This is a genomic window from Clostridium sp. 1001271st1 H5 (genome assembly GCF_005845215.1).
Lineage (GTDB): Bacteria > Bacillota > Clostridia > Lachnospirales > Lachnospiraceae > Enterocloster.
The window spans coordinates 145,701-158,170 of sequence record NZ_SPHO01000003.1 but is presented as its reverse complement, the minus strand read 5'-3'; the positions used below and the strand labels follow the sequence as shown (position 1 = coordinate 158,170).

8 protein-coding genes are annotated in these 12,470 nt (G+C 53.1%); all 8 read right to left on the bottom strand.

Annotated features, from left to right (window positions below):
• Nucleotides 1-39: 39 nt before the first annotated feature.
• The 8 genes from FGS84_RS05795 to FGS84_RS05760 all read right to left on the bottom strand — a co-directional run bounded on the left by FGS84_RS05795 (nucleotide 40) and on the right by FGS84_RS05760 (nucleotide 12,446).
• On the bottom strand, nucleotides 40-1,902 hold the full coding sequence (locus FGS84_RS05795; RefSeq protein ID WP_138306728.1) for a hypothetical protein: 1,863 nt from the start codon (nucleotides 1,900-1,902) through the stop codon (nucleotides 40-42).
• Nucleotides 1,903-1,924: 22 nt separating this feature from the next.
• The gene (locus FGS84_RS05790) at nucleotides 1,925-4,342 is read right to left on the bottom strand and encodes a hypothetical protein (RefSeq protein WP_138306727.1); all 2,418 of its coding nucleotides are present in this window, start codon (nucleotides 4,340-4,342) and stop codon (nucleotides 1,925-1,927) included.
• A gap of 26 nt (nucleotides 4,343-4,368) precedes the next feature.
• On the bottom strand, nucleotides 4,369-5,154 hold the full coding sequence (locus tag FGS84_RS05785; protein WP_138306726.1) for a glycosyltransferase: 786 nt from the start codon (nucleotides 5,152-5,154) through the stop codon (nucleotides 4,369-4,371).
• A complete protein-coding gene (locus tag FGS84_RS05780) occupies nucleotides 5,144-5,785 on the bottom strand; it encodes an SIS domain-containing protein (RefSeq protein WP_138306725.1) in 642 nt (213 codons plus the stop codon). Before FGS84_RS05780 ends, FGS84_RS05785 begins: the two co-directional genes overlap by 11 nt.
• A 2-nt stretch (nucleotides 5,786-5,787) precedes the next feature.
• Nucleotides 5,788-6,369, bottom strand: a complete 582-nt coding sequence (locus FGS84_RS05775; protein WP_138306724.1) for an HAD family hydrolase — start codon at nucleotides 6,367-6,369, stop codon at nucleotides 5,788-5,790.
• 50 nt (nucleotides 6,370-6,419) lie between these two features.
• Nucleotides 6,420-7,490, bottom strand: coding sequence for a GHMP kinase (locus FGS84_RS05770; protein ID WP_138306723.1), 1,071 nt, complete (start codon nucleotides 7,488-7,490; stop codon nucleotides 6,420-6,422).
• A 78-nt stretch (nucleotides 7,491-7,568) separates the two neighbouring features.
• Nucleotides 7,569-8,276: a nucleotidyltransferase family protein gene (locus tag FGS84_RS05765; RefSeq protein WP_138306722.1), complete on the bottom strand. Its 708-nt coding sequence runs from the start codon at nucleotides 8,274-8,276 to the stop codon at nucleotides 7,569-7,571.
• Between the two features lie 132 nt (nucleotides 8,277-8,408).
• Complete coding sequence (locus FGS84_RS05760) at nucleotides 8,409-12,446, bottom strand: glycosyltransferase (protein WP_347563796.1); 4,038 nt, start codon at nucleotides 12,444-12,446, stop codon at nucleotides 8,409-8,411.
• Between the last annotated feature and the right edge of the window lie 24 nt (nucleotides 12,447-12,470).

Genomic DNA, 12,470 nt, shown 5'->3' with positions numbered 1-12,470 from the left:
CCCCTTTCCCGTTTTCTCCGTCCTTACCGGACTATGTTCTTATCTGACCGTCATATGCACAATGGCAGCCAGCCTGTCCTCACCCCTCTGTTCCTGGGCATTCTGCATATAGAAATTATACTCAAAGGTAAGGTGCACCATCTGCCATGGCTCGGCCTGGATTGTTGTATTTACAACGTTAGACCGTACCGGCAGGTAGCGGGGTTCATCCTTATCCTTTGTAATCTTCACAGCCTCTCCGCCGCTCATGATGCCCGGATACACCACCTCCAGGTCAATCATGCCTGTCTCACCGGCCATGACAGTCAGGCTGGCGCGTTCATCCATCCAGTCATCGCCGTAGTAACCGTAATCCACCTGGAGCTTCATTTCCCTTACAATCTCTGTAATATCCTGGAACCCATCATGGTCCGGGTCCTCCCGCAGCACCAGCATCCGGTCGTCCACCAGTCCGATGTCCCGGATGCTCTCTATGAACTCCACTCTGGTGCCTTCCGCTGCCCGGTTCCTGTCAAATACCTTGAAAAAGGTCCTGGCCGTGAAATCACTCATCTCATAGCTGTCCCCTATGATGTAGATGGTCCTGCCGAATATATCATCCCCGTATCTTCCATAGGTCTCCTCAGCCAGGGAATTATACCGCAGCTGGTTGGGCCAGAGATACAGCTTGGGATAGTCTGCCCGGTAATAAAGCTCCGCCGGAAGCATGAATACCACATAGCAGGCAAAAGCAGCGCCCCAGGGCCAGAGCCGTTTCAGGTACAGCTCCGGCTTCACGCCCTCTGTCAGTTCCCCATACATATACGCCAGAAACAAAAGCGCGGATACCAGCGATACATACACCCACCGCATCTCCACCCGTATGGTCACGCTGGAGGATGCAATGCAGAGTCCGGTAAACAGAATGAACAGGGCGCTGTTCTTCAGCATCCTGACCCTGTATTCCTTCCGTTTCTCCCTCACCAGCTTCGCAGCAAATGCCAGGACAATGACTGCAATGGCTGCATCTGCCAGAAGCACCAGACCCTTGACCGCCAGAGGGCTCTGCCCCCATGGACAGCCGTTGAGATGTTCCGGTCCCGCATTGATGCCGAACACATAAGCAATCTGGCTCAATGCGTATTTAAAGGTATCCGACAGGCTGAAGGTATCCGCCACCTGGGTGCCCCCTGTGCCCGCGGGAAGTATACTTCCAATGGTAAAGGCCCGTATGATTTGAACCAGGAGGAAGGAGGCCAGACCCGCTCCCCATTCCCACAGTTTCCTGCTCTTCTTAAACAGAAGGACCAGGAGAAGCAGGGGAAACAGGGCCATGTAGCGCTCATGTACAAAGCATACCCCGAAATAAAGCAGGCAGGAAATATAGAAGCATACCGGACTGTCCTTTTCATTGAGATACCGGAACAGATACCAGAGAACCAAAATGGCCATCCACAGGGCCATGGTCTCCATAAGCCCCAGCACCTGGCCTATCTGGTAATAGGCCATGCGGCTGATAAGAAACATGGAGGCGCAGAGAAAGCCGATACCCTTTGCCCGGGACAGCCTTCTGCCAATGAAATATATGCTCCAGGCCACTGCTGCGTTCAGCAGAATATTAAAGGGAACAAACCATCCCACATGGTTTCTGACCACTGCCATCTCCAGCCAGGCAGCCAGATAATACAGGAATCTGAATCGGGTGCTGCCTACCGGAAACACATATTGGAGGAAGCTCTGCTCCCCGTAGCAGGACCAGAAATACAGGTCATCCATGTATAAGCCCTTTATTTCAATTCCCCTGTTGACCCACACTGCCATGGCTAGCAGCAGTCCCATGAATATCACATGGTCCTTCCACTCATATTTCTTTTCCATCCTGGAGAACCCAATCCTGGTCCTCGTACTCTCTTTTGCCTCCAATGTATGCGCCTCCTTCTGGCTGTCAATCAAGTTCCGTCATGCTGTAGTTCTCCCTGAATTCCTTCAGGGCCTGCTCCGAATCATCCGGAGGTCCGGCGTCAAGGGTAACTCTGGCCGTCATATTGCCCCACTCATAGCGTATATCGGAAAGGCTTCCCTCCGCAATCATATCCTCAATTATCTGCAAAGCCCTGTCCTGTCCTGCCAGGTATCCGGCTTCCACAAAAAAATACTCTGTACCGGCGTATTTAAGGAACTCCTCAAAGTATGCCAGCCGCTTTACCAGGTACACATTCCCCCCGCTGCCTGTCACATCATAATAGCTCTGGACGCTGCAGGGCAAATCCAGGACCCTGGGATGCCTGCCAAAGGCCAGGACGCGGCTCCTGGGCGTAAACATGCAGGACAGGGTAAGGTTCCCCTCCCTGGCTCTCCGGTCAAGCATTTCCTTCCGGTGGTCGTAATAGCCCATGTGACGCAGGCTCACAGGCGTGAAACCCGGCTCTCCCGCCCAGCCCGTGGTACAGGTCACCGCTGTATTCACCGCAAAAAATAAAACCAGCACCAGGGACACGGACCGTCTGACCGCGCCTCCCCAGTTCTGCCCGCTTCCCATCCGCAGCGCGCTGACGGCCAGTAAAGCGTAAAACAGAATAAAATAATTTCCGTCAACCTGGTACAGCGTATAAATACTTGCCAGTGAACCAAGGGCCAGAACCGGAATAAGAATACAGTCAAAGAAGTTCAGAAAACCCTGGGAGCCGCCTGGCTGGTTCAGTTCGTCCGGCTGGTTCAAACCGTCTGGCTGCGCCTTCCCTCCCCGCGCTCCGGCAGCATGCCGTTCCTTGACGGCCTTCCATGCAGCGCCGAGCCATATGACCAGAAAAACCGTCACAATTCCGGTTCCCCATGCAATGATTACATGAGCCATGTCCTCTGATACCGGGGCAAACAGAATTCCCTGCACCCGTGCCCACAGACGCGCTGATTTTTCTTCTGCGGTCAGGGCAGACGGGTCCCCAATCACATGCGTGAAGGTATAGGGGTATTTTACCCGGCATCCGGCCTTTTCAAAAAACCCCGCAAATATGGATGTCACCGGCACACCGGTGAAAAGCCATGTGCGGTACCACAATCCGGCTGCTGCTGCTGCCGGAACCAGAAGGAGCAGCCAGCCTCTTCTGCAGCCGAAGGTGAAGCGGCGGGTAAGAATCAGGCATAAAAGGGCCGTCCCGCCCAGAGCCGTGGAAAACACCAACGCCGTGGGCTTGTACACCAGCGTCAGCAGATAGGTGCTCACAGCCATGAGAAGCCAGGGCGTACTTGCGGACGGGCCGGATTTCCTGCCCTGTCTCCCGCTGCAAAGCCCAAAGCAGATAAAATCATATATAATGAGCTGGTGCAGCAGCGTTATGTTGTCGCTTTTTGCAGTGGCAGCCATATTCATGATTCCCGGAATGGCTGCCAGAACAGCTGCTGCCCATATTCCTTTTTCCCGTCCGCAGTACCGTCCCGCTATGCCGGCTGACAAAAGCAGGATTCCCACGGTACACCAAAGGGAAAAGGCCAGGACAAATCCGTAGGTGGGTGTCCCGCTCAGAGGGAGCACCAGGACTTCCAGGCCTTTGCTGTAGGTATAAACCAGGTTAATCATGCCCAGATTTTCATAAATTCCCTTTCCGTTATCCAGGACATAGGCGGAACGCAGGCCATAGTGAAGGGAATCATAGTCCAGTTCAATATTCATGCGGCCTGCCTGAATCAGAACCATGGTGATGATAAAGGCAAGTAAGGCAGCACTGCCAATGCTCCGCCTCTTATCCCCAGGTCTGTTTTTCCTCACAGCATCCTGCCATGACAGGGAAAACGCGCGCTTATTTTTTCGCACCTGCAGGACTTCCATTACAACAGCCCCAATAGCCATAGCTGCCGCCAATCCCCTCCACAGCATCAGCCCGCCGTGTCCTGTAAGGGATACAAGGCACACCAGAACCATCCACAGGGCGCTTCCCAGCACAAGGCACATAGCCGTCTTCTGCGGAAAAGGTATATGGACAGGTGTATGTCCTCTCTCCAGCAGCAGCCTGAGAAGCTGCCTCCCTGCCAGTATCAGTACCCCCATATATATGCCGGACACCAACATGGGCAGGAAAATACGGTGGCACCATGTAAACAGGATAACTCCTGCTGCCAGTCCCAGCGTCCTGGCACCCATTCCGGGGCACGGCCCTGGCTTTCCCCTTCTGCCCCCGGCCAGACAGAGCAGGTTCCACAAAAACACAAGGACCACCTCCGCCATCATAAAAAGGGTCCGGGGATTACGGAGCACCGGCACCAACGGGCCCCGCAGAAGCACACTGTGCACGGTCACGGCCAGGACCGCCAGCCCTGCCGCCCCTATGATGATTGCGGGTATTTTATCTCTTTTACCAGTTTCCATGCAGCCAATCCTTATCCCTGTATCTTTCAGTCATATTCGCCATAGGCCTTTTTATAAAAGCCCATAATGATGTCCGCCACGGGCTCCGGCCAGAAACGGCAGAACATTTCCCGTTCCTCCTCAAACCGGCGGTTGTCCCTTATACATGCCTTTGTGGTGGCATCCTCATGGACCCGGTAATAGAGAAGGGGCCGCTCGTCACAGATAAAACGCCCGGGCGTCTCTGCCAGCCTCACAAGGTTGTCCCAGTCCAGGGCAAACCTGTACTCCGAACGCACAAACGGTTCACCCAGCACCGCCTTGTGATAGGTGGTGGCAGGACAGCATACGGGATTTCCCAGGACAAAGGCCAGCTTCTTTACCCAGGCCCTGTCGTTGAAATCCGGAAACCGCAGAGGCATTCTCAGAATCCGCTTAATCCACAGCATTGCATCTCCTGTTATGAGCCTTCCCTGCTTGACAATCACATAATCCGTGGTGAAAACCGTCATATCCTGATATCTCTTATGGGCTGCCAGAAGCCTTGCGCTGTATTCCCGGTGATACATATCGTCCTGGTGGGCAATGGTCACCAGTTCGCCCTCTGCCATGGAATAGGCAAAATTCCAGTCATCCTTTATATTGCTCTCCCCCTGCCGCACATATACCTGCAGACCGTATTTCCAGGCCATCCGGTCAATGTAGGCGCTGGGAGTGGAGGTGCAGATGATAATATGAGCAGGCACGGTCTGGGCCTTAAGGGAACGGATGCACTGCTCCAAATAAGGCGAGTCCTGATAGGCGCATATGGAAAATACGTGCTTATACTTCATAAAAATGTTCCTCCAGCATCAGACACAGGGCATGGTAAATGGGGAGGTGCAGCTCCTGTATTTTGAATGTCTCATCAGCAGGCACCACAATGGCGCAGTCGCAGGCTTCCGCCATCTTCCCGCCGTTCTTACCCGTAAGGCCAATGGTCCTGATGCCGGATGCTTTTGCCACAGCCACAGCATACATCACATTCTCAGCATTGCCCGAGGTGGAAATGCCGATAAATACATCCCCCTTTTTTCCATAGCCGTATAACTGCTGTGCATAAATCATTTTCCCGTTCACATCATTAAGAAATGCGGTTGACAGTCCCGCATGACCCGTGAGGGCAATTGCCGGAAGTCCTCCCTGGAGGCAGGATGCCAGCTCCTCCCCGCGATTTGCATCTGCTTCCCTTAGCGCAGCCGCAAATTCGCCGGACACAGGGCGGCGTTTGACAAAACCCTTCATCAGTTCGCCCACTATGTGCTCGCTGTCCGCACAGCTCCCGCCATTTCCTGCTATCAGTACCTTGCCGCCGCCCGCGTAACAATCACGCAGGATTTCATAGGCAGCCAGCACCTGGCCCTTCACTGCCTCCAGAACCGGATACCGGCTGGTTAACTCTTCCAGATACTCCATCTCTCTCATCCTTAGTCTGCCTGTCCTTTCTCAATAATCCACCGGGCTGCCTTCACAAGGTCCTCCGCATAATAATCATAAACCGGAGGTATGCCTTCCTTTTCTTCCCGGCTGTGTATCCCGCTTCCATAACCGGTTCCCACCAATATGGCGGTGAGGCCGTAATTATGTCCTGCCTCCACATCCAGCAGCTTATCCCCTATCATAAAGGAGCGGGATTTATCCACCGCAAACCGCTGGCCCGCCATCTCAAACATGCCGGTTCCCGGCTTGCGGCAGCTGCACTCCTTCTTATATGGGCCGGTTCCGTGCTCCGGGTGATGGGGGCAATAATAAAATGCGTCAATGGATGCCCCCTGTGCCTCCAGGATACGGTTCATATAGACATGAAGGTTTTTTACGTCCTCCTCACCATAGTATCCCCTGGCCACTCCTGCCTGATTGGTGACAACCACCAGACAATACCCTGCCTCCTTAAGCATCCGCAGTGCCTCCGGCACTCCCGGAAGGAGCTTAAGGTCCGAAGTACGGTGAAGGTAGTGGACTTCCTCATTTAATGTGCCGTCCCGGTCCAAAAATACAACTCGCTCCATAATATCCGTCCATCCTGTATGTTCATTCCGCTTTGCTGCTTCTGTCTTTCTTAAATGTTGAACCTGTACTCTCCATTAGGCATATGGACCTTCACCTGGTCATACTGCCATCTGGACTCATCCGCCACCCAGCTCTGGGCGCCCCGCAGTTCAAAATTCCAATCCGCCAGCTGTCCGCCCACCTGCTCCATACGGGCAGCCACCTTATGGCGCACATTGTAGGGGCAGTACATGAGAAGGTAGCCTCCTCCTCCGGCTCCCAGAAGCTTGCCTCCCAGCGCGCCGGCCTTAAGGGCCTCGTCATACAGTTCATCAATCTGAGGATTTGTTATCTTGCTGCTCATACGCTTCTTGCTCTGCCAGCCATAGTCCAGAAGCTTGCCAAAACTGTGGAGATTCCCCTTTAACAGTTCATCCTTCAGGGCATAGGCCAGGGCCTTTACCTCGCACATGGCCTCAAAGGCATCCTTTTTCTCATAGTTCTGCACCTGGTCCTTAATGATATTGGCAGAGACATGGATTTTTCCCGTATAACAGAGAAGGAGATTATACTGAAGCTCATGTATGATATCCTTTTTAATGCGCAGGGGATTTACCACCACATTGTTGCGTCCGTGGAATTCAATGAAATTGAATCCTCCAAAGGTAGCCGCATACTGGTCCTGGTACCCTCCGTCAATCTTCAGGTCCAGGCGCTCCACCTGGTAAGCCTTGTCCGCCAGGGCATAGGCATCCATCATCACACCCTTCCAGCGGGCCATGGCAGTAAGCATGGCCACCATGACAGTGGACGAGGTTCCAAGGCCTGAGCCGGGAGGCGCGTCGCACTGAAGGTACACTTCGCAGCCCTGGTCAATTCCCATGGCATTAAGAGCCGCGGTTACCAAATCCAGTCTTCCGTCATACACATAATTTTCGCTGGTGTTATATTTCACTGTCATATCAAAGTCCAGGGAATGAACCACAATCTGGTCGTCCTCCCTGGGCACAATGGAACAGTAGGCATATTTATTGATGGTACTGCCAATGATGGCCCCTCCCTGCTCCTCGCAGAATGGTGCCACATCCGTACCTCCGCCTCCGAAGCTGACCCTCAAAGGCGCCCTTCCTCTGATTACCATATATGTCTCCTCTCTCTGTCCTGCATTTATCTTCTGAAAAGAATCGTTTAAACGATATCTCCCGGAATAAATCCATTATCAGACAACGACTTTATTCCTCACATCATCCTGAAACTGGAAATACGCCTCCGGAATTCCTATGTCAATAAAATACCCGTCATTGACAAAGCCTCCCAGCCGTTTTCCCTCTGACAGCCATCTGGGAATCATATCATTCTCCAGGGACACCTTACCCTCCGGTATTTGGTCCAACAACTGGCGTTTCATCAGGTAAATGCCTCCGTTGATGGTTCCCTCCCTGGTCTTCTCTGTTTTTTCGTTAAACCCGGTCAGAAAACCGTCCCGGTCCAGAACTGCCTGGCCGTACCGCGAAACATCCGGCACCTTACGCAGAACCAGGGCCATATCCAGATTCTGGCTGTCCTGCTGTCTCAAAAGCCGCGTATAATCAATCTGGTAAAATGTATCCGCATTCAGCACATAAAAGCAATCCTCCGTAATGAACCTGCCGGCATTCTTTATGGCGCCGGCCGTGCCCAGCAGCGTCTCCTCATAAGCATAGGACCCATGGAACCCAAAAGCAGCCCCATCTCCAAAATGCTCCTCCACCATAGACCCCTTATAGCCCACAGCAAAGACAATATCCGTAATCCCGTGACGTACCAGCTCACGGGTTACATATTCCATAAAAGGCTTTCCCTCAATCAGCGCCATTGGCTTGGGCCTGTCGCTCACCACACTGCGAAGCCTGGTCCCCAAACCTCCGGCCAACAAAATAGCCTGCATTCTAAAATTCCTCCTATACGATTACCGGGAACAACATTCCCCGGCCTGACATGGTTATTCCCGAATCATGCCGGTACGCCAGGCCGCTGGCTGTGGGGCGCACCACACGGCCCGCCGGATGTCCGGCTTTACTTAACCGCGCCGCTCACTGCCTTCACGAAAGTCTCCCTCCACCACCTTCCAGGCGCCGTCCAGACTGTAATGCTTCTTTATATACGCCTGGGTTTTACGGCAGAGCCGGCTTAAACGTTCATTATCCTGATATAATTCCACGGTCTTCCCGGCAAACAGCTCTGCCTGGTCCTCTATCTCCAGCACTGTATCTGCAAAGGGAATCCCCTCTGCTCCTGTGGATGTGGTCACAATGGGCGCTCCGTTGTATAAGGCTTCCACTACCTTGCCCTTCACGCCTGCCCCGTATCTTAACGGCACCACCACAACCTTGCACTGGCCGTAGAGCCGGGACAGCTCCTCCTCGCTCACAAATCCCTTGATGATTATTCCATTTCCAGGTTCCTCCAGGGCCTTGATTTCATCTGTCACCTTGGAGCCCACCACATAGAACTTTACGTCCGGCAGTTTCCTGCGTATAAGCGGGAATATTTCCCTGGCAAACCACAGCACTGCGTCCGCATTGGGCGGATGGGCGAAACCGCCTACAAACAGCAGCCCTTCCCTCTTTGCAAAGTCGTCCTGTATGTTATCCAGGAATGTGTCATAGACATAGGCCGTGATGGCCTTTGCAGGAATACTTCCATCAATGGCATGTATGGCGTTAATCTCCACATAGGAGGGATAATAGGAAATGGCTGCCTTGTGCATCATGGTCAGCTCCACGGATTTCCAGTAATCCGCCTCCCTCTTGATGCTGATATCACCAGTCAGCTCATACTCCCTTCCCAGACGAAGAAAATGCAGGTCATGGCCATAGTAAATCACCTTCATCTTGGTGTAATCTTTTATAAAGTCCACATATTTGGAGGCAATATGGGGTCTGTTCAGGTATGCAAATGATATTTCGCCGCCATTGGCCTTCAGCCAGTCCCAGATGCCTGCTGCATAGGAATCTCCGTAGAGCACCTCAATTCCCATCTGCTGAAGGGTGGTGGTATAGGGCTCCTCATGAAGGAAATTGTCACCCAGGAACTTCACCACATAGCCCTTTTTCAGGAACATCTTCAGGTACTGGTAGGTTGTCTTGGACCCCGCATCCCTGTCAAAGGTGGGCACATAGTGGTCCACCACCAGGATGATTTGCTTCCCCTGGCTGCGCTCCCTGGCCCTGAACGGGTTGGGATTTCCGGTGTTGACACACTGCTTTTTAAATTCCTCCGCCCATTTCTCTTTTAATTTTTCACTGTTTTCCACCTGGTAGCGTTTCAGGCCGGTTCCGTTTACATCCGTACCATTGGAAACACCCTCAAAGTGGATGACCTTGGACAGAGGCTGGTAAACAACCCTGTATCCGGCCTTTCTCACCTCAAAGGCCAGGTCCGAATCCTCGCAGTAGGCCGGGGCAAACCGCTGGTCAAAGCCGCCAATCTGTTTCCACAGCGCCGTGCTGAGAAGGATGGCTGCTCCTGATATATAGTCTACATCTTTTACATAATTGTATTCTGCCTTGTCCGGGTCATCCAGGCGGCCATAATTCCAGCCTGAACCGTCGCTCCAGATAATGCCTCCGGCTTCCTGGAGACGCCCGTCCGGGTACACCAGCTTGGAGCCGGCCATGCCAATGGTGGAATCGGACTCAATCAGGTCCACCAGGGAAGATAGCCAGCCCTCTGTCACCTTGGTGTCATTGTTGAGGAACATGATATATTTTCCCCTGGCAGCCTTTGCAGCCTGGTTGCAGTTGCGCAGGAACCCCTGGTTGGTTTCGTTCCGGCAGATTACAAGCCCATCCACGTACCGCCCCAGTTCTGCCGTGGCATCGGTTGATACGTCATCGGCGATAATGACCTCGTAGGTTACATCCTTTGTAAACTCCAGGATGGACTGGAGGCATGCATAGGTATAGTGCACCTGATTATAACAGGGAATCACAATGGAAACCATGGGTCCGTCCCATGTTCCGGCGCCTTGCCCTGAAGTTATATATTCTCCCCTGCCAGGCACCTGTGGAAATACCAGCCTGCCGTATTTAAGATATTCCCCTCCAATCCTAAAATCACCGTCTATCTGGTTGCGCCCCTCTTTGGTGGCGTACAGCCTGCCGTAGCGCACCGGATGCTTCACTGTGTTATAACAGTAGTTGAGTATCTTGCGTTTACGGGTGCCCCTTGGAAACGCCCGGTTGACCTGGGCTCCCAGCTTACGGCGGGCCTTGAACACAAGGGCCTCATGTCCGTTGAGATAGGTGGCCAGCTTGCCCAGCTCATTGATTTCATGGCGCAGGTCCTTAATCATCACTTCCAGATTCGCCACATGGTTATTGGTAAGGCGCTGAACCTCCTGTTCCTTGCGAATCTGAAGATTTTTTTCCTCAACCTCCGCCTGAAGCTGGTTGATACGCTCCCTTGCCTGTGAGAGAGCCTGGTCCGTCTCCTTAAGCTCATCCAGGGTCGTAACCTTCTGCTGGTAATTTACCAGGTATCCCTGGTCAGGGTCGCCGTGGACATAGGACTGGAAGGAGGCTTCCATGGATGCGTACACGGACGCAAGCCCGCTTCCTATGCCGAACTCCTGTAAAAATTCTTCCAGGGAAGAATATGACATCAGGCCCTGGTACTTATAATAGAAATAAGCCAGATTGCGGTATTGTACAAAGCGGGCCGGAACCGGAAAATCAAAAACCCATTCGTAATCCAGACAGTATAACTGCTCACGCCCGTCCATTTCTGTTATCATCAGGTTCTCAAAAAGCCCGTCAATATTGCTTACTTTATAGGAAAAATCCTCTAAATCAGGAACCGTTCCAAATATATCTGTAAACTCCGGCGTCACAGTAAACGGAACTATCTGGTCCTCCGGCACATCATAGAGGAACGCAAGCCCTGCCTTAATGTCCTCCACCGGCGCCTTGCCGTCCCTGATGCCCTGCCCCAGACGCTCTGCCAGGGTTATGCCTTTCAGATACCGGAACTCCACCTTACTGCCGTCCCCGGATATCTCCGGCTCCAGGATTCTGACTCTGGGATTGAGCCGGCTTAACTGCTGGTATTTTTTTCTCAGGGAAAGGATATGGAGGCTCCCTGCCCTGCCAAGAGCAGCCTTTTCCACCCGGCGTTCCCCTTCCAGTTCCCGTATGCTGGTGCGAATCCGGAACTCTTCCCTCCTGGTACGGTTATATTTTGCGAAAATAGTATTCTCCTGTCCGCCGTCCCGGGAGGCTATAATCAGGAAGGAATTGGAAAACCGGCCGAAATCCTCTTCCTCAATCAGCCGGTCAAACACTTCCTCCTCATTGAGGCAGGCATACCGGGGGCTGTCATAGGAGACAGAGGAGCTGGTGATTTCCCCCTTTCCCGGCAGGTACCGGTCTGAGTAGACTGATATGGGCATTCTGTGGTCAGGTACGGGATAATAAAAATCCGCCTGGGTAAGCCCTGCACTCCGGCAGGCTTCCTCTGCCTGCCTTCTGGTACAGAAACCTTCCTCATGGTTCCCCCCTGCCAGGTACCTGAGTCCCAGCGCATTTTCACAGGCAATAACCAGGCGTCCCTCCTGTCCCAGAAAGGAAGCGCCAAAAGCAGCCGCATCCCGGATTTCCTGGCCTTCCCTGAGTCCTGCAATGACCACAAGGTCATAGGACGGTCCTGGCCGGCTTTCCTCTGCATCCGCCCTAAAACCGTAGGTAATGTTGCTGTAATCCTTGTTGCGCTCCCGGTTTACGGCAAGGTTTTCATCCGCCTGGTCCATAACCGTCACATGGGCGCACCTGGACGCCAGCAGCCCTGTCAGAACACCATAGCCCGAGCCAATCTGAAGCACTTCCCGGCTGCCCGTAAAATCCAGCCATTCCAAAAGATTTTCCCTTATATCAGACAGCGCATGGAGCACCTCCGGCCTGGACTCATTGTCCAGGGCCCTCCTGATGCCCTCAGGACTGCTTCCGTATTGTTTCAATAAATCTAATATTTCATAACTGATATCCTTCATGGAAAGTAGTAATCCTCCGTTCACAGTTGCGTGCCCTTTACCGGCCTCCGTCATTTCGGCCTCCATCATTTCGGCCCCGCCATTTCAGCTCCG